Annotated in this window: 30 protein-coding genes; all 30 read left to right on the top strand. The window is 67.8% G+C overall.

The window, feature by feature from the left end; translation table 11 throughout:
- Positions 1 to 18: 18 nt before the first annotated feature.
- On the top strand, positions 19 to 4,650 hold the full coding sequence (locus C1708_RS13425) for a DUF6531 domain-containing protein (protein WP_106412899.1): 4,632 nt from the start codon (positions 19 to 21) through the stop codon (positions 4,648 to 4,650).
- The gene (locus C1708_RS13420) at positions 4,651 to 5,625 is read left to right on the top strand and encodes an SUKH-3 domain-containing protein (RefSeq protein ID WP_106412898.1); all 975 of its coding nucleotides are present in this window, start codon (positions 4,651 to 4,653) and stop codon (positions 5,623 to 5,625) included. It abuts the gene before it with no gap.
- Between the two features lie 425 nt (positions 5,626 to 6,050).
- Positions 6,051 to 6,359 carry a 30S ribosomal protein S10 gene (gene rpsJ / locus C1708_RS13415; protein ID WP_003948644.1) on the top strand — a complete coding sequence of 103 codons (309 nt, stop codon included), beginning with the start codon at positions 6,051 to 6,053 and terminating at the stop codon, positions 6,357 to 6,359.
- Between the two features lie 18 nt (positions 6,360 to 6,377).
- Positions 6,378 to 7,022, top strand: coding sequence for a 50S ribosomal protein L3 (gene rplC, locus C1708_RS13410; RefSeq protein WP_019526946.1), 645 nt, complete (start codon positions 6,378 to 6,380; stop codon positions 7,020 to 7,022).
- Positions 7,023 to 7,030: 8 nt separating this feature from the next.
- Positions 7,031 to 7,690 carry a 50S ribosomal protein L4 gene (gene rplD, locus C1708_RS13405; RefSeq protein ID WP_106412897.1) on the top strand — a complete coding sequence of 220 codons (660 nt, stop codon included), beginning with the start codon at positions 7,031 to 7,033 and terminating at the stop codon, positions 7,688 to 7,690.
- Positions 7,690 to 8,109, top strand: a complete 420-nt coding sequence (rplW, locus tag C1708_RS13400) for a 50S ribosomal protein L23 (protein WP_006130779.1) — start codon at positions 7,690 to 7,692, stop codon at positions 8,107 to 8,109. Before rplD ends, rplW begins: the two co-directional genes overlap by 1 nt.
- A gap of 50 nt (positions 8,110 to 8,159) precedes the next feature.
- Entirely contained in the window at positions 8,160 to 8,996 is an 837-nt protein-coding gene (rplB, locus tag C1708_RS13395; RefSeq protein ID WP_106412896.1) for a 50S ribosomal protein L2, read from the top strand.
- 12 nt (positions 8,997 to 9,008) lie between these two features.
- The gene (rpsS, locus tag C1708_RS13390) at positions 9,009 to 9,290 is read left to right on the top strand and encodes a 30S ribosomal protein S19 (RefSeq protein WP_086726223.1); all 282 of its coding nucleotides are present in this window, start codon (positions 9,009 to 9,011) and stop codon (positions 9,288 to 9,290) included.
- A gap of 43 nt (positions 9,291 to 9,333) precedes the next feature.
- On the top strand, positions 9,334 to 9,681 hold the full coding sequence (rplV, locus tag C1708_RS13385) for a 50S ribosomal protein L22 (protein ID WP_006130776.1): 348 nt from the start codon (positions 9,334 to 9,336) through the stop codon (positions 9,679 to 9,681).
- Positions 9,681 to 10,508 (top strand): 30S ribosomal protein S3, encoded by an 828-nt coding sequence (gene rpsC, locus C1708_RS13380; RefSeq protein WP_004927271.1) that lies wholly within the window; start codon positions 9,681 to 9,683, stop codon positions 10,506 to 10,508. Before rplV ends, rpsC begins: the two co-directional genes overlap by 1 nt.
- 5 nt (positions 10,509 to 10,513) lie before the next feature.
- A complete protein-coding gene (rplP, locus tag C1708_RS13375) occupies positions 10,514 to 10,933 on the top strand; it encodes a 50S ribosomal protein L16 (RefSeq protein ID WP_004984526.1) in 420 nt (139 codons plus the stop codon).
- Positions 10,933 to 11,157, top strand: coding sequence for a 50S ribosomal protein L29 (gene rpmC / locus C1708_RS13370; RefSeq protein WP_003974259.1), 225 nt, complete (start codon positions 10,933 to 10,935; stop codon positions 11,155 to 11,157). The genes rplP and rpmC overlap by 1 nt, the downstream gene beginning before the upstream one ends.
- Positions 11,154 to 11,441: a 30S ribosomal protein S17 gene (gene rpsQ / locus C1708_RS13365; protein ID WP_019526950.1), complete on the top strand. Its 288-nt coding sequence runs from the start codon at positions 11,154 to 11,156 to the stop codon at positions 11,439 to 11,441. The genes rpmC and rpsQ overlap by 4 nt, the downstream gene beginning before the upstream one ends.
- Positions 11,442 to 11,536: 95 nt before the next feature.
- Complete coding sequence (gene rplN, locus C1708_RS13360) at positions 11,537 to 11,905, top strand: 50S ribosomal protein L14 (RefSeq protein WP_003998823.1); 369 nt, start codon at positions 11,537 to 11,539, stop codon at positions 11,903 to 11,905.
- A gap of 2 nt (positions 11,906 to 11,907) precedes the next feature.
- Positions 11,908 to 12,231: a 50S ribosomal protein L24 gene (rplX, locus tag C1708_RS13355; RefSeq protein WP_086699955.1), complete on the top strand. Its 324-nt coding sequence runs from the start codon at positions 11,908 to 11,910 to the stop codon at positions 12,229 to 12,231.
- Positions 12,231 to 12,788 carry a 50S ribosomal protein L5 gene (rplE, locus tag C1708_RS13350; protein ID WP_004984522.1) on the top strand — a complete coding sequence of 186 codons (558 nt, stop codon included), beginning with the start codon at positions 12,231 to 12,233 and terminating at the stop codon, positions 12,786 to 12,788. Before rplX ends, rplE begins: the two co-directional genes overlap by 1 nt.
- A 5-nt stretch (positions 12,789 to 12,793) precedes the next feature.
- Positions 12,794 to 12,979 carry a type Z 30S ribosomal protein S14 gene (locus tag C1708_RS13345; RefSeq protein WP_003948630.1) on the top strand — a complete coding sequence of 62 codons (186 nt, stop codon included), beginning with the start codon at positions 12,794 to 12,796 and terminating at the stop codon, positions 12,977 to 12,979.
- A 211-nt stretch (positions 12,980 to 13,190) separates the two neighbouring features.
- Positions 13,191 to 13,589 (top strand): 30S ribosomal protein S8, encoded by a 399-nt coding sequence (gene rpsH / locus C1708_RS13335; protein WP_014674378.1) that lies wholly within the window; start codon positions 13,191 to 13,193, stop codon positions 13,587 to 13,589.
- 24 nt (positions 13,590 to 13,613) lie between these two features.
- Positions 13,614 to 14,153 (top strand): 50S ribosomal protein L6, encoded by a 540-nt coding sequence (rplF, locus tag C1708_RS13330; protein WP_106412895.1) that lies wholly within the window; start codon positions 13,614 to 13,616, stop codon positions 14,151 to 14,153.
- Between the two features lie 3 nt (positions 14,154 to 14,156).
- Positions 14,157 to 14,540: a 50S ribosomal protein L18 gene (gene rplR, locus C1708_RS13325; protein WP_106412894.1), complete on the top strand. Its 384-nt coding sequence runs from the start codon at positions 14,157 to 14,159 to the stop codon at positions 14,538 to 14,540.
- Between the two features lie 36 nt (positions 14,541 to 14,576).
- Positions 14,577 to 15,182 carry a 30S ribosomal protein S5 gene (rpsE, locus tag C1708_RS13320; protein ID WP_004984517.1) on the top strand — a complete coding sequence of 202 codons (606 nt, stop codon included), beginning with the start codon at positions 14,577 to 14,579 and terminating at the stop codon, positions 15,180 to 15,182.
- Positions 15,183 to 15,184: 2 nt separating this feature from the next.
- On the top strand, positions 15,185 to 15,367 hold the full coding sequence (rpmD, locus tag C1708_RS13315) for a 50S ribosomal protein L30 (RefSeq protein ID WP_004984515.1): 183 nt from the start codon (positions 15,185 to 15,187) through the stop codon (positions 15,365 to 15,367).
- A gap of 2 nt (positions 15,368 to 15,369) precedes the next feature.
- Entirely contained in the window at positions 15,370 to 15,825 is a 456-nt protein-coding gene (rplO, locus tag C1708_RS13310) for a 50S ribosomal protein L15 (RefSeq protein ID WP_006130771.1), read from the top strand.
- A 243-nt stretch (positions 15,826 to 16,068) separates the two neighbouring features.
- Positions 16,069 to 17,382 carry a preprotein translocase subunit SecY gene (gene secY, locus C1708_RS13305; RefSeq protein ID WP_106412893.1) on the top strand — a complete coding sequence of 438 codons (1,314 nt, stop codon included), beginning with the start codon at positions 16,069 to 16,071 and terminating at the stop codon, positions 17,380 to 17,382.
- Complete coding sequence (locus tag C1708_RS13300) at positions 17,382 to 18,035, top strand: adenylate kinase (RefSeq protein ID WP_106412892.1); 654 nt, start codon at positions 17,382 to 17,384, stop codon at positions 18,033 to 18,035. The genes secY and C1708_RS13300 overlap by 1 nt, the downstream gene beginning before the upstream one ends.
- A gap of 159 nt (positions 18,036 to 18,194) precedes the next feature.
- Positions 18,195 to 19,031 (top strand): type I methionyl aminopeptidase, encoded by an 837-nt coding sequence (gene map, locus C1708_RS13295; RefSeq protein ID WP_106412891.1) that lies wholly within the window; start codon positions 18,195 to 18,197, stop codon positions 19,029 to 19,031.
- Between the two features lie 149 nt (positions 19,032 to 19,180).
- Complete coding sequence (gene infA, locus C1708_RS13290; RefSeq protein WP_003948620.1) at positions 19,181 to 19,402, top strand: translation initiation factor IF-1; 222 nt, start codon at positions 19,181 to 19,183, stop codon at positions 19,400 to 19,402.
- 60 nt (positions 19,403 to 19,462) lie between these two features.
- Positions 19,463 to 19,576: a 50S ribosomal protein L36 gene (gene rpmJ / locus C1708_RS13285; RefSeq protein WP_003974245.1), complete on the top strand. Its 114-nt coding sequence runs from the start codon at positions 19,463 to 19,465 to the stop codon at positions 19,574 to 19,576.
- A gap of 192 nt (positions 19,577 to 19,768) precedes the next feature.
- The gene (gene rpsM, locus C1708_RS13280) at positions 19,769 to 20,149 is read left to right on the top strand and encodes a 30S ribosomal protein S13 (RefSeq protein ID WP_019526959.1); all 381 of its coding nucleotides are present in this window, start codon (positions 19,769 to 19,771) and stop codon (positions 20,147 to 20,149) included.
- Between the two features lie 66 nt (positions 20,150 to 20,215).
- Entirely contained in the window at positions 20,216 to 20,620 is a 405-nt protein-coding gene (gene rpsK, locus C1708_RS13275; RefSeq protein ID WP_003956432.1) for a 30S ribosomal protein S11, read from the top strand.
- The last annotated feature ends 126 nt before the right edge of the window (positions 20,621 to 20,746 follow it).

Here is a 20,746-nt window from a genome sequence, read left to right as displayed (position 1 = left end):
CGTGACGGGGGTTGCGGGATGGCGGGTCACCGGCCGAGTGATTGGCATGTCCTTGATCTGGACAAGGACCCGACGCCCGGCGACCCGGAGCGGGTGCGCAGGCTCGCGAAGTTCCTGCACGACTTCGCCGACGACGTCTCCGAGGCGCTGCGTCTGGTCAAGGGGATGGCCGGTGAGGGGACGCTGGCGGAGTGGGCGGGGAAGTCGGCGACCGTCTTCAAGGAGGAGTTCTCCGGCGTTCCCAAGAACCTGAGGAAGCTGGAGAAGTCGTACGCGATGTGCGGGGACGCGCTCGCGGACTACTGGCCGAGGCTGGAGCGGGCGCAGGCGCTGGCGGACAAGGCGCTGGCGAAGGCCCGTGAGGCGCGTGCGGATCTGTCGTCGGCGCAGTCGAGGCTGGCGTCGGCGGAGTCGTGGGTGGGGCGGGCGACGCGGGAGGCCGACAAGTACAAGGACGACCCGACGGGGTCGAGGTCGGATGCGGACAAGCCGGACGAGGCGAAGGTGCGGGCCGCGACCCGCGACGTGCGCAGCGCCAAGTCCGCCCAGGACAAAGCCCAGTCGGACGTCTCCGACGCGCAGGACGCGCTCGCCGCGGCGAAGAAGATGGCCGCGGACGCGCGGAAGATGCGTGAGGAGGCGGCGCGGGACGCGAAGTCGAAGATCGACGAGGCGTCCGACGCGGGGATCCAGAACCGGTCGTGGTGGGAGGAGATCGGCGACTGGTTCACCGACAACTGGGACAGCATCGTGGCCGCCTGCAAGATCGTGGTGGCGGTCGTCGGCATCGTCGCCATGATCATCGGCGGGCCGATCCTCGGCGCGATCGTCCTCATCGCCGCCCTCGTCGTCCTCGCCGACACGCTCCACAAATACAGCAAAGGCCAGGCATCCCTATGGGACGTGGGACTGGCCGCGCTGGACTGCATCCCCGGAATGAAGGGACTGACCACCCTCGGCGGACTCGCCAAGGGCCTGAAGACCGCCGGCAAGGCGGGGCTCAAGGACATGGCGAAAGGGCTGGGGAAGAAAGGCCTGCGTAAAGAGGCGGACAACGCCGTGGCGAAGTCGAAGCCGGCCAAGGCACGTTGTCTGAACGGCGACCCCATCGACATGGTCTCCGGCGAGATGTTCATGGCCGAGACCGACGTGGAACTCCCCGGGCTCCTCCCTCTGGCGCTCAGACGCACCCACCTGTCGACATACCGAGCGGGCCGTTCCTTCGGAGTGTCCTGGGCGTCCACACTCGACGAACGTCTGGAGCTGGACGACCAAGGAGCGGTCTACGCCGCCGAGGACGGCATGATCCTCCTCTACCCGGTGCCCAAGCCCGGTGACTCGGTGATGCCGGCCGAAGGGCCGCGGCGACCGTTGCACTGGAACGGGAGCCCCGACGCCCCGCTGGGCATCACCGACCCGCTCACCGGCATCACCCGTCTCTTCGCGGCCCCGAAGCGGCCGGCCGCGGTCGACGAAGCGTTCACGCTCCACCTGGTGGCGTTGACCGACCGCAACGGCTACCGCATCGACATCGACCGGGACGCCGACGGTACGCCACTGGCCGTGCGCGACTCCGGCGGTCGGCACATCGACGTGGAGACGCAGGGAACGCGTGTCACGGCCCTGCGCCTGCGCGACCCGGAAACCGGTCCCCAGGGGACACTGCTCAGGCGGTTCGGCTACAACCCCGAGGGACACCTCACCGAAATCCGTAACTCCAGCGGCACGCCCCTGAATCTCACCTACGACGAGCGCGCGCGCATCACCTCCTGGACCGACCGCAACGGCTTCTGGTACCGCTTCACGTACGACGACCACGACCGCTGCGTCGGTGGCGAGGGCGCCGACGGTTTCCTGCGGTGCACCATCACCTACGACGAGGAGAAGCGGGAGACCCGCTACACGGACGCACTCGGCGGTACCACGACATACCGCTGGAACCGTCTGTACCAGCTCGTCTCCGTGACCGATCCCCTCGGGAACACCACCCGGTCCGAGTGGGACCGCTACGACCGGTTGCTGGCCCGCACCGACGCGCGCGGCCGGACGACCCGGTACAGCTACGACGACCTGGGGGCTCCGACTGCGGTCGTCCGGCCCGACGGCACCCGCGAGACGGCCGAGAACAACGCTTTCGGCCAGCCCACCATGGTCGTCCAGGCCGACGGCCGCATCTGGCGGATGGAGTACGACGACCGCGGCAACCTGATCGCGGAGACCGATCCGGCGGGGGCCCGTGTCGGCTATCGGTACCGGGACGACGGTGCCCTCACCACGGTCGTCGACGCACTCGGCCGTACCGCCGAGCTGGACGCCGATGCGGCGGGCCTGCCCTTGAGAGTCGTCGACCCCGAAGGCGGTGTCACACGCTATACACGCGGCGCCACCGGCCGGGTCGTCGAACAGATCGATCCCGATGGATCGGTCTCCCGGATCGACTGGAGTCCGGAGGGCAGGCAGCTGGGGGTCCGCCTGCCCGACGGAGCCACGGAACGTCGTGTGTACGACGATGAGGGAAACCTCACCGAGCACACGGACGCGCTGGGCCGGGTGACACGCTTCGAGTACGGCGGGTTCGGCGTGCTGCTCGCGCGCACCGATCCCGACGGCTCGCGCGTGCGCTTCTCCTACGACCGTGAGCTGCGCCTGACCTCGGTGACCAACCAGCGGGGCTCCGCGTGGGAGTACTTCTACGACGAAGCCGGGCGGCTGGTCCGGGAGCGAGACTTCGGCGGGCGCGTCCAGTCCTACCGATTCGACGAGGTCGGTCGCCTTGTCGGGCAGACCAACGGTGCGGGCGAGTCCATCGACTACGTCCGCAACGATCTCGGGAAGGTGACGGAGCAGCGGACACCGGAAGGCGTCACGCGCTACGAGTACGACGCCCTCGGCCAGGTACTCCGTGTAGTCGCCCCCGAGGCGGAGCTCACGTACGAGCGTGACGCACGCGGGCGGATCCTGGCCGAAACCTGCAACGGTGCCACCGTGCGCTCGGCCTACGACGTCCTGGGCAGGCGCGTCAGCCGTGTGACTCCGTCCCGTGCGGAGAGCGTCTGGGAGTACGACGGGTGCGACCGTCCCGTGCTGCTGCGGACGGCCGGCAGAAGCGTCACGTTCGCCTACGACGGAGCCGGACGTGAGACAGAACGGCGCGTGGGCGGTGTCGCGCTGAGCCAGACCTGGGACGCCGCCGGCAGGCTGAGCACGCAGACCCTGGCCACTGTGGGACGGGGGTTCGGTTCCCCCGAGCGGGACGAGCCACGGCGCCTTCAGCACAGGGCCTACCGCTATCTGCCGGACGGCACGGTCGCCGCGATCAGCGATCTCCTCCTGGGCGAGCGCCTGATCGACGTCAACGGCGGCGGACGGGTCACCGGGGTCCGGGCACAGGACTGGTCGGAGAGCTACGCCTACGACGCGGCGGGCAACATCTCCGAGGGCGAGTGGCGACTCGCGGCGCCCGCGCAGGCGGCACCCGGTCCCGGATCCTCCTCGGAACGCCGGCGTCGGGTCGGGGACATCGGTTACGAGTACGACAGGCAGGGCCGGGTCGTCACCAGGCGCAAGAAGCGACTCTCCCGCAAGGCGGACGTCTGGCGGTACGCGTGGGACAGCCAGGACCGCCTGGTGGCGGTGACCACTCCGGACGGCACCGAGTGGAGCTACGCCTATGACCCGTACGGCCGTCGCATCGCCAAACGGCGGCACGGCCCGGACGGAACCGTGGTGGAGGAGACCACCTTCGTCTGGGACGGGTTCGTCCTGGCCGAGCAGGTCACCACGGTGGTCGGCGAGGAGCCCAGGTGCGTCACCTGGGACTGGGAACAGGACCGCTTCAGCCCTGTCACACAGATCGAACGGGTGCCTGCGCCGGACGCGCCTCAGGAATGGGTCGACGACAGGTTCTACTCCATCGTCACGGATCTGATCGGAACCCCGACCGAACTGGTCGCGGAACCCGGAGAGATCGCCTGGCAGTCACGGACCACGGTGTGGGGGGCACCTCTGGGCCGCCCCGGCCGCGCGGACGACGCGTACTGCCCCCTGCGCTTTCCGGGGCAGTACCACGATCCCGAGACGGCCTTCCACTACAACTACCAGCGTCACTACGACCCGGAGACAGGCCGGTACGCCTCGCTGGACCCGTTGGGTCTCGCGCCGGGGCCGAACCCCCGCACCTACGTCGCCAACCCCTTCACGGCGGTCGACCCCTTCGGGCTCGCGCCCTCCTGCGAGGACGTGGCCCGTAGTGCCGCCCGGCGCCGGGCCGACATGGAACAGCAGCGCCCGGGGGCCAGCAAGAAGACCAGGCCCACGAGCACGGCGGGGCTGTCGGTGCCCGGGCACGACACACCCTTCGACGGCGCCAGCCTCAAGGGGGGCGGCAACCATGACCTCCACCCCGACGTACAGGCTGCCTATGATCGGGTTCCGGAGCACATCAAGGCGGAGGTCGGCGGCGCGCACTCGAAGTGTGGCGAGGCCGAGGCGTTGTCGGACGCCATGAAGGCAGGGGTCGATCCCCGGGGCGGGACGATGGCGGCCGTGAACGTACGTGCGGAGGGCAATCCGGTGCACGGGACACCGAAGGCGCCGTGTCCCTCCTGTGCGCATGTACTGGATCAACTCGGAGTTCGGGCGGTGATGTGAGTGAGTGACGACCTGACACGTGGGTGGTCGCGGCGGACCGAGGACGTGCTGCGTCGCGCGGGCTGGGGGCCCGGCCGTGCCGTGCCCACGGGGACCTGGGAGTCGGTGCTGCGAGAGCGCGGGGGATTCGTGGTCCATGGTGCCGCCGACGCGTTCCTCTCCGAGTTCGGCGGCCTCGTGACGTACGGCTGGCCGGCCGACTCGATCACCACCTCGTCGGCGATTCGGTTCGACCCCCTGCAGGCCGCGTGGCAGGGGGAGCGCTTCGCCGAGGCGAGCCGGGAAGCGGGAACGCCGTTGTGTCCCGTGGGCACCGCGGACCAGGGTGCAAGCCTCCTCGGCCTCAGTGAGGACGGCGTGCTCCACCTTGTGCGGGAGCGCGCGGAACCGATGGGGGCGAGCACCGACCGGGCGCTGGACCGCCTGGTGGAGACGCAGCAGACGCAGTCGGGGCTCTGGTCACCGGGCGGATCGACGCAGGAGCACCCCTTCTGGCGACACTTCCGTGCCGGGCATGCCGGTCCGGACGCCGGGTCGCGCTGGCCCGAGGAGACGGACCGAGTGCTGAGGGCGGGCGGCTGGTTCCCGGGCAGGGCAGTGGCCACGGACACGTGGGAGAGCATTCTGCTGCACACCGGCGAGTTCGAACCGCACGACGCCGCCCGCCGCTTCCTCGCCGAGTTCGGCGCCCTGGCCGTGCCCCACCGCGACCCCGCGGATGCGATGCCGTGGGTGGAGTTCTCGCTCGACCCGCTGGCGGCGATGTGGGACGCCGAGATCATCGACGACCTCGCCGAACAGGCGGGCGCCGAGCTGTACCCCATCGGCACGCGGGACCGCGGCAACCAGTACCTCGCCATGGCGGAGGACGGAGCCGTGTACGCGGGGATGGACCACGTCCACCTGCTGGCCTCCACCCCCGACGAAGCCCTGCGCAGGCTCACCGCACGGGTGCGGCCGGAAGCCGCTCCCTGACCGTCCGGGGCCGGGGCGCGCCCCGGATGGTTTGCTCCGGTCACCCCTCGGGGTACTCTCTTCCGCCCGATTGGCCAGCGCGCCGCCCTCTGTGTCAGACTGTCCAAGTTGCTCGGTCGAGTGTTGATGCTGCGCGCCTCCCGCCGGGAGGACCGGAAGCGAGTCCCACAGTACTCGTCGTCCCTGATCAGGGGCGGACGTACGGGAATCTTCCGGGAAGTGTGGTGCGGCGCCGGCCAGGCACCCGGTGGGCCTTTCGCCCCCGGTCCGCGGTTCTGGTAGGGCCGTGTCAATCCCGCAGGGATGTTCGAACAAGGGACATCTGTGTCAGCGGGAGTGCGACACGCCCGACCGCGTGGGTCGGAGGTGAGGGGATGCCGCTCCGGGTTCCAGAGCGTAATGAGAGACAGGACTACGAAGTAGCCATGGCGGGACAGAAGATCCGCATCCGGCTCAAGGCCTACGACCACGAGGTCATCGACTCTTCGGCGAAGAAGATCGTCGAGACGGTGACCCGTACTGGTGCGTCGGTCGCGGGCCCGGTGCCGCTGCCCACTGAGAAGAACGTGTACTGCGTCATCAAGTCGCCGCACAAGTACAAGGACTCGCGCGAGCACTTCGAGATGCGCACGCACAAGCGCCTGATCGACATCCTCGACCCGACCCCCAAGACCGTTGACTCTCTGATGCGACTCGACCTCCCGGCCGGTGTCGACATCGAGATCAAGCTCTGAGGCCGGTGATCTGAAGAGATGGCTAAGCAGATCAAGGGCATCCTGGGCGAGAAGCTCGGCATGACGCAGGTGTGGGACGCGAACAACCGCGTCGTCCCGGTCACCGTCGTCAAGGCCGGCCCCAACGTCGTCACCCAGGTCCGCACGAACGACGTCGACGGCTACGAGTCCGTCCAGATCGCCTTCGGCGAGATCGACCCGCGCAAGGTGAACAAGCCCCTCAAGGGTCACTTCGCCAAGGCCGACGTCACCCCCCGTCGTCACCTCGTCGAGATCCGCACGTCGGACGCCTCCGAGTACACGCTGGGCCAGGAGATCACCGCCGAGGTGTTCGAGGCCGGCGTGAAGGTCGACGTGACCGGCAAGAGCAAGGGCAAGGGCTTCGCCGGTGTCATGAAGCGCCACAACTTCCGTGGCCTCGGCGCCGGGCACGGCACCCAGCGCAAGCACCGCTCGCCCGGTTCCATCGGTGGCTGCGCCACCCCGGGTCGTGTGTTCAAGGGCCTCCGCATGGCGGGTCGCATGGGCAACGAGCGGGTCACCACCCAGAACCTGACCGTCCACGCCGTTGACGCGGAGAAGGGTCTGCTGCTCATCAAGGGCGCGGTTCCCGGTCCGAACGGCGGCCTCGTCCTGGTCCGCACCGCGGCCAAGGGGGCCTGAGGTAACCGATGAGCACTGTTGACATCCTTTCGCCGGCGGGCGACAAGGCCGGTACCGTCGAGCTCCCCGCGGAGATCTTCGACGTCGAGAAGGTCAGCGTTCCGCTGATCCACCAGGTCGTCGTCGCGCAGCTGGCCGCTGCCCGCCAGGGCACGCACAAGACGAAGACCCGTGGCGAGGTCCGTGGTGGCGGCAGGAAGCCGTACCGCCAGAAGGGCACCGGCCGCGCCCGTCAGGGCTCGACCCGCGCGCCGCAGTTCGCCGGTGGTGGCGTCGTGCACGGTCCCGTGCCGCGCGACTACTCGCAGCGCACGCCCAAGAAGATGAAGGCTGCCGCCCTGCGTCACGCCCTCACCGACCGGGCGCGCCACAACCGCATCCACGTCGTCACCGGCGTGGTCGAGGGTGAGACCCCGTCCACCAAGGCCGCCAAGACGCTGTTCGGCAAGATCTCGGAGCGCAAGAACCTGCTCCTGGTCGTCGACCGCGCCGACGAGGCCGCGTGGCTGTCCGCCCGCAACCTGCCCCAGGTCCACATCCTGGAGCCGGGCCAGCTGAACACGTACGACGTTCTCGTCTCGGACGACGTGGTCTTCACCAAGGCCGCTTTCGAGTCCTTCGTCGCCGGCCCGAACAAGGCCAACGACAACGAAGGGAGCGAGGTCTGATGGCTGCCCGTCACCCCTCGATCGCCTCGAAGGCCGCCAAGGCGGCCAAGGCTGCGCGCGTCGCCAAGGCGCGTCGCCACGAGGCCGAAGGCAAGAACACCGTCGTCACCCCGGCGAGCAAGGCGTACACGGACCCCCGTGACGTCCTGCTGAAGCCGGTCGTGTCCGAGAAGAGCTACGCGCTCATCGACGAGAACAAGTACACGTTCCTCGTCGACCCGCGTGCCAACAAGACCCAGATCAAGGAGGCCGTCCAGGCGGTCTTCGAGGTCAAGGTCACCGGGGTCAACACGATCAACCGCGTCGGCAAGCGCAAGCGCACCCGCACCGGCTTCGGCCAGCGTGCCGCCACCAAGCGCGCGATCGTGACCCTCGCCGAGGGCGACCGTATCGACATCTTCGGCGGTCCGACCGCGTAAGCGGGCGGGATCGTCCAGATTTCGGAATAGCTTCCGAGGACTGAGAGACAATGGGTATCCGCAAGTACAAGCCGACGACTCCGGGCCGTCGTGGCTCCAGCGTCGCCGACTTCGTCGAGGTCACGCGGTCCACGCCGGAGAAGTCGCTGGTCCGTCCCCTGCACAGCAAGGGCGGCCGTAACAATTCCGGTCGTGTGACCGTCCGCCACCAGGGCGGTGGCCACAAGCGCGCCTACCGAGTGATCGACTTCCGTCGTCACGACAAGGACGGCGTGCCGGCGAAGGTCGCGCACATCGAGTACGACCCCAACCGCACCGCGCGCATCGCGCTCCTGCACTACGCGGACGGCGAGAAGCGCTACATCCTCGCGCCGCGTGGCCTGAACCAGGGCGACCGCGTCGAGAACGGTCCCGGGGCCGACATCAAGCCGGGCAACAACCTCGCCCTGCGCAACATCCCGGTCGGTACGACGCTGCACGCCATCGAGCTGCGTCCCGGCGGCGGCGCCAAGTTCGCCCGCTCCGCCGGCGCCTCGGTGCAGCTGCTCGCGAAGGAGGGCACCATGGCCCACCTCCGCATGCCCTCCGGTGAGATCCGCCTGGTCGACCAGCGCTGCCGCGCCACCATCGGCGAGGTCGGCAACGCCGAGCAGAGCAACATCAACTGGGGCAAGGCCGGCCGTAAGCGGTGGCTGGGCGTCCGCCCGACCGTCCGCGGTGTCGTCATGAACCCGGTCGACCACCCGCACGGTGGTGGTGAGGGCCGTACCTCCGGTGGCCGTCACCCCGTGTCCCCCTGGGGCAAGAAGGAAGGCCGTACTCGTTCGCCCAAGAAGGCGTCGAACAAGTACATCGTCCGCCGCCGCAAGACGAACAAGAAGCGCTAAGGACGGGTTGAGATGCCTCGTAGCTTGAAGAAGGGACCCTTCGTCGACGACCACCTGATGAAGAAGGTGGACGTCCAGAACGAAGCCGGTACCAAGAACGTCATCAAGACCTGGTCCCGCCGCTCCATGATCGTCCCGGCGATGCTCGGCCACACGATCGCGGTGCACAACGGCAAGACCCACATCCCGGTGTTCGTCACCGAGTCGATGGTCGGTCACAAGCTCGGCGAGTTCTCGCCGACGCGGACCTTCCGGGGTCACGTCAAGGAAGACCGGAAGTCGAAGCGCCGCTAGGGCGCGGATCGCAACAGACACGTAAGTAACTGGAAGGACAACCATGGAAGCCAGGGCCCAGGCGCGGTACATCCGCGTCACGCCCATGAAGGCCCGCCGCGTGGTGGACCTCATCCGTGGCATGGACGCCACGGAGGCCCAGGCCGTCCTGCGATTCGCTCCGCAGGCAGCCTCGGTTCCGGTGGGCAAGGTGCTGGACAGCGCCATTGCCAACGCCGCGCACAACTACGACCACACCGACGTCGACAGCCTCTTCATCTCCGAGGCCTACGTCGACGAGGGCCCGACCCTGAAGCGGTTCCGTCCGCGCGCCCAGGGCCGCGCCTACCGGATCCGCAAGCGGACCAGCCACATCACCGTGGTCGTCAGCAGCAAGGAAGGAACCCGGTAATGGGCCAGAAGGTTAACCCGCATGGGTTCCGGCTCGGTGTCACGACCGACTTCAAGTCGCGTTGGTACGCCGACAAGCTGTACAAGGACTACGTCAAGGAAGACGTCGCCATCCGTCGGATGATGACGTCCGGCATGGAGCGCGCCGGCATCTCCAAGGTCGAGATCGAGCGCACCCGTGACCGTGTGCGTGTGGACATCCACACCGCGCGTCCGGGCATCGTGATCGGCCGCCGTGGCGCCGAGGCCGACCGCATCCGCGGCGACCTCGAGAAGCTCACCGGCAAGCAGGTCCAGCTGAACATCCTCGAGGTCAAGAACCCCGAGACGGACGCTCAGCTCGTGGCCCAGGCCGTCGCCGAGCAGCTCTCCTCCCGCGTCTCCTTCCGCCGCGCCATGCGCAAGAGCATGCAGTCGGCCATGAAGGCGGGCGCCAAGGGCATCAAGATCCAGTGCGGCGGCCGCCTCGGCGGCGCCGAGATGTCCCGCTCGGAGTTCTACCGCGAGGGCCGCGTGCCCCTGCACACGCTCCGCGCGAACGTGGACTACGGCTTCTTCGAGGCCAAGACGACCTTCGGCCGCATCGGCGTGAAGGTCTGGATCTACAAGGGCGACGTCAAGAACATCGCCGAGGTCCGCGCCGAGAACGCCGCTGCCCGCGCCGGCAACCGCCCGGCCCGTGGCGGTGCCGACCGCCCGGCCCGTGGTGGCCGCGGTGGCGAGCGTGGCGGTCGCGGTCGCAAGCCGCAGCAGGCTCCCGCTGCCGAGGCCCCCAAGGCCGAGGCTCCGGCGGCCGCTCCGGCTGAGAGCACCGGAACGGAGGCCTGACCACCATGCTGATCCCCCGTAGGGTCAAGCACCGCAAGCAGCACCACCCGAAGCGCAACGGCATGTCGAAGGGTGGCACGCAGGTCGCGTTCGGCGAGTACGGCATCCAGGCGCTCACCCCGGCGTACGTGACGAACCGCCAGATCGAGGCCGCTCGTATCGCCATGACCCGTCACATCAAGCGTGGCGGCAAGGTCTGGATCAACATCTACCCGGACCGCCCCCTCACCAAGAAGCCGGCCGAGACCCGCATGGGTTCCGGTAAGGGCTCCCCGGAGTGGTGGGTGGCCAACGTCAAGCCCGGACGCGTGATGTTCGAGCTGTCGTACCCCAACGAGAAGATCGCGCGCGAGGCCCTGACCCGTGCGGCTCACAAGCTGCCGATGAAGTGCAAGATCGTCAAGCGCGAGGCAGGTGAAGCGTGATGTCGGCCGGTACCAAGGCGTCAGAGCTGCGCGAGCTGGGCAACGAGGAGCTTCTGGCGAAGCTCCGCGAGGCCAAGGAAGAGCTGTTCAACCTCCGCTTCCAGGCGGCCACGGGTCAGCTCGAGAACCACGGTCGGCTCAAGGCCGTCCGCAAGGACATCGCGCGGATCTACACCCTGATGCGTGAGCGCGAGCTGGGCATCGAGACGGTGGAGAGCGCATGAGCGAGAACAACGTGACTGAAGAGACGAAGGCCGCCCGCGGTTTCCGCAAGACCCGTGAGGGTCTGGTCGTCAGCGACAAGATGGACAAGACCGTCGTCGTCGCCGTCGAGGACCGTGTCAAGCACGCGCTGTACGGCAAGGTCATCCGCCGTACCAACAAGCTCAAGGCGCACGACGAGCAGAACGCCGCGGGTGTCGGCGACCGCGTCCTCCTCATGGAGACCCGGCCGCTGTCCGCGACGAAGCGCTGGCGCGTCGTCGAGATCCTCGAGAAGGCCAAGTAATTCCTGCGGGCAAACCCGCAGGACAGTTCCGCCAGGCTCCGGGAGCCGCTCGGTGAGCGGCTCCCGGGGAACCGGCAGACATTCAGGAGATAGACGTGATCCAGCAGGAGTCGCGACTGCGTGTCGCCGACAACACGGGTGCGAAGGAGATCCTCTGCATCCGTGTGCTCGGTGGCTCCGGTCGCCGCTACGCGGGTATCGGTGACGTCATCGTCGCCACCGTCAAGGACGCGATCCCCGGTGGCAACGTGAAGAAGGGTGACGTCGTCAAGGCGGTCATCGTTCGCACCGTCAAGGAGCGCCGCCGTCCGGACGGCTCGTACATCCGCTTCGACGAGAACGCCGCCGTCATTCTGAAGAACGACGGCGACCCTCGTGGCACCCGTATCTTCGGCCCCGTGGGCCGTGAGCTGCGCGAGAAGAAGTTCATGAAGATCATCTCCCTCGCGCCGGAGGTGCTGTGAGCATGAAGATCAAGAAGGGCGACCTGGTCCAGGTCATCACCGGCAAGGACAAGGGCAAGCAGGGCAAGGTCATCGCCGCTTTCCCGCGCGAGCAGCGCGTCCTGGTCGAGGGTGTCAACCGGGTCAAGAAGCACACCAAGGCCGGTCCGACGGCTCGCGGTTCCCAGGCCGGCGGCATCGTCACCACCGAGGCCCCGATCCACGTCTCCAACGTCCAGCTGGTCGTGGAGAAGGACGGCAAGAAGGTCGTGACCCGCGTCGGCTACCGCTTCGACGACGAGGGCAACAAGATCCGCGTTGCCAAGCGGACGGGTGAGGACATCTGATGGCTACCACCACCACTCCGCGTCTCAAGACGAAGTACCGCGAGGAGATCGCGGGCAAGCTGCGTGAGGAGTTCTCGTACGAGAACGTCATGCAGGTTCCCGGCCTCGTCAAGATCGTGGTCAACATGGGTGTGGGCGACGCCGCCCGCGACTCCAAGCTGATCGAGGGCGCCATCCGCGACCTCACCACGATCACCGGTCAGAAGCCGGCCGTCACCAAGGCCCGCAAGTCCATCGCGCAGTTCAAGCTGCGCGAGGGCCAGCCGATCGGTGCCCACGTCACGCTCCGTGGCGACCGCATGTGGGAGTTCCTGGACCGCACCCTGTCGCTCGCGCTGCCGCGCATCCGCGACTTCCGCGGCCTGTCCCCCAAGCAGTTCGACGGCCGTGGCAACTACACCTTCGGTCTCACGGAGCAGGTCATGTTCCACGAGATCGACCAGGACAAGATCGACCGCGTCCGGGGTATGGACATCACCGTGGTGACCACGGCGACCAACGACGAAGAGGGCCGTGCCCTTCTCCGTCACCTCGGCTTCCCGTTCAAGGAGGCGTGAGCGAGATGGCGAAGAAGGCTCTCATCGCGAAGGCTGCTCGCAAGCCCAAGTTCGGTGTGCGTGGCTACACCCGCTGCCAGCGCTGCGGCCGTCCGCACTCCGTGTACCGCAAGTTCGGCCTGTGCCGCGTGTGCCTTCGTGAGATGGCTCACCGTGGCGAGCTGCCGGGCGTGACCAAGAGCTCCTGGTAATCCGGTAGTTCCGGACTCCCAGGGCTCTCGGTAAGCAATGGGAACGGCGGGAGCCCCGCTCCGCATGGCTTAGGCTTGCGGGGTTGGGCACCTGCCGTGCCCGTACGACTTACTACGCCGTAGGTCCACCGCGCCGCACCCGTCCCGTCTCGGATCGGGGAGAGGGATGGCGCACCAGGAAACCCCGGCGAGAGAGGCCGAAGGCCAATTCATGACCATGACTGATCCGATCGCAGACATGCTCACGCGTCTGCGGAACGCGAACTCGGCGTACCACGACTCGGTGTCGATGCCGCACTCCAAGATCAAGTCGCACATCGCGGAGATCCTCCAGCAGGAGGGCTTCATCACGGGCTGGAAGGTCGAGGACGCCGAGGTCGGCAAGAACCTCGTCCTGGAGCTGAAGTTCGGCCCCAACCGTGAGCGCTCCATCGCGGGCATCAAGCGGATCTCCAAGCCCGGTCTCCGGGTGTACGCGAAGTCCACCAACCTGCCGAAGGTGCTGGGCGGCCTCGGCGTGGCGATCATCTCCACGTCGCACGGGCTCCTCACCGACAAGCAGGCCGGCAAGAAGGGCGTGGGTGGGGAAGTCCTCGCCTACGTCTGGTAGCGGAAGGGAACGGAGGAAACAGCTATGTCGCGCATCGGCAAGCTCCCCATCGCGGTTCCCGCCGGCGTGGACGTCACCATCGACGGCCGTACGGTCTCGGTCAAGGGCCCCAAGGGCACGCTGACCCACACCGTCGTGGCGCCGATCGAGATCGCCAAGGGCGAGGACGGCGTGCTGAACGTCACCCGCCCCAACGACGAGCGTCAGAACAAGGCCCTGCACGGCCTGTCCCGCACGCTGGTGGCGAACATGATCACCGGCGTGACCCAGGGTTACGTGAAGAAGCTCGAGATCAGCGGTGTCGGTTACCGCGTTGTCGCCAAGGGTTCGAACCTGGAGTTCTCCCTCGGCTACAGCCACCCGATCACGGTCGAGGCGCCCGAGGGCATCACCTTCAAGGTGGAGACCCCGACCCGGTTCTCGGTCGAGGGCATCGACAAGCAGAAGGTCGGCGAGGTTGCGGCCAACATCCGCAAGCTGCGCAAGCCCGACCCGTACAAGGCCAAGGGCGTCAAGTACGAGGGCGAAGTCATCCGCCGCAAGGTCGGAAAGGCGGGTAAGTAAGCCATGGCATACGGGCAGAAGATCCTCAAGGGCGACGCGTACAAGCGTGCTGCTATCAAGCGTCGTCACATCCGGATCCGCAAGAAGGTCGCCGGCACCGCCGAGCGTCCTCGCCTGGTCGTGACCCGTTCCAACCGCCACATCGTGGCGCAGGTGATCGACGACCTGAAGGGTCACACCCTGGCGTCGGCGTCCACCCTGGACGCGTCGATCCGCGGCGGCGAGGGCGACAAGTCCTCGCAGGCCAAGCAGGTCGGCGCCCTGGTCGCCGAGCGTGCCAAGGCCGCCGGTGTCGAGGCCGTCGTGTTCGACCGTGGTGGCAACCAGTACGCCGGGCGCATCGCCGCCCTGGCGGACGCCGCCCGCGAAGCCGGGCTCAAGTTCTGAGCCGCTTGTAGCTAGCGGAAAGAGAGAGGTAATCCAATGGCTGGACCCCAGCGCCGCGGTGGCGGCGCCGGTGGCGGCGAGCGGCGGGACCGGAAGGGCCGTGACGGCGGCGCTGCTGCCGCCGAGAAGACCGCGTACGTCGAGCGCGTCGTCGCGATCAACCGTGTCGCCAAGGTTGTGAAGGGTGGTCGTCGCTTCAGCTTCACCGCGCTGGTCGTGGTGGGCGACGGTGACGGCACCGTGGGTGTCGGATACGGCAAGGCCAAGGAGGTGCCGGCCGCCATCGCCAAGGGCGTCGAGGAGGCCAAGAAGCACTTCTTCAAGGTCCCCCGCATCCAGGGCACCATCCCGCACCCCATCCAGGGTGAGAAGGCCGCCGGCGTCGTGCTGCTCAAGCCCGCGTCGCCCGGTACCGGTGTGATCGCCGGTGGTCCGGTGCGCGCCGTGCTCGAGTGCGCCGGTATCCACGACGTGCTGTCGAAGTCGCTCGGCTCCGACAACGCCATCAACATCGTGCACGCGACCGTGGAGGCCCTCAAGGGCCTGCAGCGTCCCGAGGAGATCGCGGCCCGCCGCGGTCTGCCGCTCGAGGACGTGGCCCCCGCGGCCCTGCTGCGTGCGCGTGCCGGGGCGGGTGTGTGATCATGGCGCAGCTCAAGATCACGCAGGTCAAGTCCTACATCGGCAGCAAGCAGAACCACCGTGACACCCTGCGTTCGCTTGGCCTGAAGAAGGTCAACGACGTGGTCGTCAAGGAGGACCGTCCCGAGTTCCGCGGCATGGTGCACACCGTCCGCCACCTCGTGACGGTCGAGGAGGTCGACTGATCATGGCGGAGAACAACCCGCTCAAGATCCACAACCTCCGTCCCGCCCCGGGCGCCAAGACCGCCAAGACCCGTGTCGGTCGTGGTGAGGCGTCGAAGGGTAAGACGGCCGGTCGTGGTACCAAGGGCACCAAGGCCCGCTACCAGGTTCCGGAGCGCTTCGAGGGCGGCCAGATGCCGCTGCACATGCGCCTCCCGAAGCTCAAGGGCTTCAAGAACCCGTTCAAGACCGAGTACCAGGTCGTGAACCTGGACAAGCTCGCCTCCCTCTACCCCGAGGGCGGAGAGGTCACGGTCGAGGACCTGGTCGCCAAGGGCGCCGTGCGCAAGAACAGCCTCGTCAAGGTCCTGGGCCAGGGCGAGATCTCCGTGGCGCTGCAGGTGACGGTCGACGCCGTCTCCGGCTCCGCCAAGGAGAAGATCACCGCCGCCGGCGGTACCGTCACCGAGCTCGTCTGACCCGTCAGGTGTCTCGATGACGTAGAGCGATCCCGACCGGGGATACCCCACAAATGGGGTATCCCCGGTTGGTCGTTCCTAGGGCGGTGGTGTCGCCGGTAAGGTGGCCTGCGCTGCCCATTGACCTCGGGAGCCCCATGCGGGGCACTCAGGGCGGCAGTTGACCGTTAAGAATTCGTCCTCAGTCGGAATCTCAAGACCATCACCCTTGACGCAGTCGCGCGGGGGGTCGCAGGAGGCACCGTGCTCACCGCGTTCGCCCGGGCGTTCAAGACGCCCGACCTGCGCAAGAAGCTGCTCTTCACGCTCGGCATCATCGTGGTGTACCGCATCGGTACGCACATCCCCATCCCGGGTGTCGACTACCGGAACGTCCAGACCTGTATCGACGCCGCCCAGGCGAACCAGGGTCTGTTCGGTCTGGTGAACATGTTCAGCGGCGGTGCGCTGCTCCAGATCACGGTCTTCGCGCTCGGGATCATGCCGTACATCACGGCGAGCATCATTCTGCAGCTGCTGACCGTGGTGATCCCGCGCCTGGAAGCCCTGAAGAAGGAGGGGCAGGCCGGCACGGCGAAGATCACGCAGTACACCCGTTACCTGACGGTCGCGCTCGCCATCCTCCAGGGCACCGGCCTGGTGGCCACCGCCCGCAGCGGCGCCCTCTTCCAGGGCTGCCCGGTCGCGAGCGAGATCGTCCCGGACCAGTCGATCTTCGTGACCATCACCATGGTCATCACCATGACCGCCGGTACGGCCATGGTCATGTGGCTCGGCGAGCTGGTCACCGACCGCGGCATCGGCAACGGCATGTCGATCCTGATGTTCATCTCGATCGCCGCCACCTTCCCCTCCGCCCTGTGGGCCATCAAGGAGCAGGGCAGCCTGGCGGACGGCTGGATCGAGTTCGGCACCGTCATCGCCGTCGGCCTGGTCATGGTCGGCCTGGTCGTCTTCGTGGAGCAGGCCCAGCGCCGGATCCCCGTCCAGTACGCGAAGCGCATGATCGGCCGCCGCTCCTACGGCGGCACGTCGACCTACATCCCGCTGAAGGTGAACCAGGCCGGTGTGATCCCGGTCATCTTCGCCTCGTCGCTGCTGTACATCCCGGCGCTGATCGCGCAGTTCTCCAGTGGCACCTCGGGCTGGAAGACCTGGATCGAGGCGCACCTCGTCCAGGGCGACCACCCGATCTACGTGACGCTGTACTTCTTGCTCATCGTCTTCTTCGCGTTCTTCTACGTGGCCATCTCGTTCAACCCCGAGGAAGTCGCGGACAACATGAAGAAGTATGGTGGCTTCATCCCGGGCATCCGGGCTGGCCGACCGACCGCTGAGTACCTGAGCTACGTACTCAACCGGATCACCTGGCCGGGTTCGCTGTACTTGGGTCTGATCGCTCTCGTACCGACGATGGCGTTGGTTGGTTTCGGGGCAAACCAGAACTTCCCGTTCGGCGGGACGAGCATCCTGATCATCGTGGGTGTCGGTCTTGAGACGGTGAAGCAGATCGAGAGCCAGCTCCAGCAGCGCAATTACGAAGGGTTCCTCCGCTGATGCGAATCGTCCTCGTCGGGCCGCCGGGTGCTGGGAAGGGCACACAGGCAACCCGCCTTGCCGAGAAACTGCGCATCCCGCACATCTCCACGGGTGACCTGTTCCGCGCCAACATCAGCCGGCAGACCGAGCTCGGGAAGCTCGCCAAGTCCTACATGGACGCCGGTGAACTCGTCCCCGACGAGGTCACCATCGCCATGGCCAAGGACCGCATGGCGCAGCCCGACGCCGAGGGCGGCTTCCTGCTGGACGGCTTCCCGCGCAATGTGTCGCAGGCCGAGGCGCTGGACGAACTGCTCAAGACCGAGGGCATCGAGCTGGACGCGGTGCTCGACCTCGAGGCCCCCGAGGACGAGGTCGTGAAGCGGATCGCCGGGCGGCGCGTCTGCCGCAAGGACTCCGCGCACGTCTTCCACGTGACCTACAGCCCGCCGGAGCGGGACGGCGTCTGCGACCACTGCGGCGGCGAGCTGTACCAGCGCGACGACGACTCCGAGGAGACCGTCCGCACGCGCCTGGAGGTCTACCACACGCAGACCGAGCCGATCATCGGCTACTACCGGGCCCAGGGCCTGGTGGTGACCATCTCCGCGATGGGTCCCGTCGACGAGGTCACCGGCCGGGCGCTGGAGGCGCTGAAGAGCGGCCAGTAGCCCCCTCCCTGCCGCTCGCACAGCCGCGGTTCCCCCCGAGGGGCCGCGGCTGTCGCGTGGGCGGGGCCCGCGACGCCGCCCGCGGGGCACCGGGGCGGCCCACGCCCGTATCGTTGGAAGCGTTCCTGTCCTCACTGGTCCAGAAAGGCCGTCGTCCCCATGGTGCAGATCAAGAGCCCTGAGCAGATCGCCAAGATGCGCGAGGCGGGGCTGGTCGTCGCCGCCATCCACGCGGCCACCCGCGAGGCCGCGGTGCCCGGGGCGTCTACCAAGGATCTGGACGAGGTCGCCCGGAAGGTGCTGGCCGAGCACAACGCCAAGCCGAACTTCCTCGGGTACGGCGGCTTCCCCGCCACCATCTGCACCTCGGTGAACGAGGTCGTGGTCCACGGCATCCCGTCCGACGAGGTGATCCTCAAGGACGGGGACATCATCTCCATCGACTGCGGCGCGATCGTCGACGGCTGGCACGGCGACGCCGCCTACACCGCCTTCGTCGGCTCCGGCCACTCCCCGGAGCTGATCGAGCTCTCCCGGGTCACCGAGGAGTCGATGTGGGCCGGCATCGCGGCCATGAAGCAGGGCAACCGGCTGGTCGACGTCTCCCGCGCGATCGAGACCTACATCCGCCGCCAGCCGAAGCCCGGCGGCGGCAAGTACGGGATCATCGAGGACTACGGCGGCCACGGCATCGGCACCGAGATGCACATGGACCCGCACCTGCTGAACTACGTGGACCGCAAGCGCGGCAAGGGGCCGAAGCTGGTTCCCGGCTTCTGCCTGGCGATCGAGCCGATGGTCTCCCTCGGCACCCCGCGCACCGAGGTCCTCTCCGACGACTGGACGGTCATCACGACCGACGGCACCTGGTCCTCCCACTGGGAGCACTCGGTCGCCCTGACCGAACAGGGCCCCCTGGTCCTGACGGCCCCCGACGGCGGCAAGGCGAAGCTCGCGGAACTGGGCGTCACGGCGGCGCCGGATCCGCTCGGTTAAGGATCTCCCCCGGAGGGCAGGATCTCTCGATTCGTTTTTCCGGGTGCGCTGACGTAGACTGACTCGTCGGCTCTTGTGCACCCGCATGTCCGCATGTGGTCACGGTGCACACAGGAGTCGATCAAGGTAGTCGATTCGAAGGGCGAAGCGTGGCCAAGAAGCAAGGTGCCATCGAGATCGAGGGCACTGTCGTCGAGTCTCTTCCGAACGCCATGTTCAAGGTCGAGCTCCAGAACGGCCACCAGGTCCTGGCACACATCAGCGGCAAGATGCGCATGCACTACATCCGCATCCTCCCTGACGACCGGGTCGTGGTGGAGCTGTCTCCGTACGACCTCACGCGTGGCCGGATCGTCTACCGGTACAAGTAGATCTTGCCCGCGCCCCGGCCCGCCGGGGCGGTGGCACTGACCCGGAGAACCTCACATCCCATGAAGGTCAAGCCGAGCGTCAAGAAGATCTGCGACAAGTGCAGGGTGATCCGCCGTCACGGCCGGGTCATGGTCATCTGCGACAACCCGCGCCACAAGCAGCGCCAGGGCTGACCGCAGCACTGATCCACCCTCCGCGCCTCCCGCAGACTTCGCGCGACGCGAGCAACACACGTTCATACGCAGGACCCGAGCCGCACGGCTCGACACCCCCGGCTCGGAGGCCGGGGACCCGGCCCGTACCTGGTACGGCGGGCGGGGAGCCGGTTCTGTGGAAGACCTCCGACAACCAACTGGAGCCATTGAATGGCACGCGTTTCCGGTGTTGACATCCCGCGCGACAAGCGCGTGGAGATCGCCCTCACCTACGTGTTCGGCATCGGCCGGACCCTTTCGCAGCAGACGCTGGCCGCCACCGGCGTCGACCCGAACACCCGCGTCCGCGACCTGACCGAAGAGCAGCTGGTCGCCATCCGCGAGTACGTCGACAACAACATCAAGACCGAGGGTGACCTCCGTCGCGAGATCCAGGCCGACATCCGCCGCAAGGTCGAGATCGGCACCTACCAGGGTCTGCGTCACCGTCGCGGTCTGCCCGTCCGCGGCCAGCGCACCAGCACCAACGCGCGTACCCGCAAGGGCCCGCGTCGCGCCATCGCCGGCAAGAAGAAGCCGGGCAAGAAGTAGTCCTCAGCGGACTTCGCCGTCCAGCGGTCTTCGCTGTAGGACCGACCACCTCCCGTAGGAGTACAGATGCCCCCCAAGGGACGTCAGGGCGCTGCCAAGAAGGTGCGCCGCAAGGAAAAGAAGAACGTCGCTCACGGCCACGCGCACATCAAGAGCACGTTCAACAACACGATCGTCTCGATCACGGACCCGTCCGGCAACGTGATCTCCTGGGCCTCCGCCGGCCACGTCGGCTTCAAGGGCTCCCGGAAGTCCACGCCGTTCGCCGCGCAGATGGCCGCCGAGTCGGCTGCCCGTCGCGCCCAGGAGCACGGCATGCGCAAGGTCGACGTGTTCGTCAAGGGCCCGGGTTCCGGTCGTGAGACCGCCATCCGCTCCCTGCAGGCCACGGGCCTCGAGGTCGGCTCCATCCAGGACGTCACCCCGACCCCCCACAACGGCTGCCGCCCGCCGAAGCGCCGTCGCGTCTGAGGCACCGGCTTCCTGAGGTTCCGGGCGGTACGGCTCGCAAGGGCCGTATCGCCCGTACCCTTGCAGTACCCGCACTTGTCACCGGGTGCGGTTTCCGTCGGACGTCAAATAGCGGGCGTCCACGAG

The sequence above is a fragment of the Streptomyces sp. DH-12 genome (assembly GCF_002899455.1).
Taxonomy (GTDB): domain Bacteria; phylum Actinomycetota; class Actinomycetes; order Streptomycetales; family Streptomycetaceae; genus Streptomyces.
This window is presented reverse-complemented; position numbering and strand designations above follow the sequence as displayed.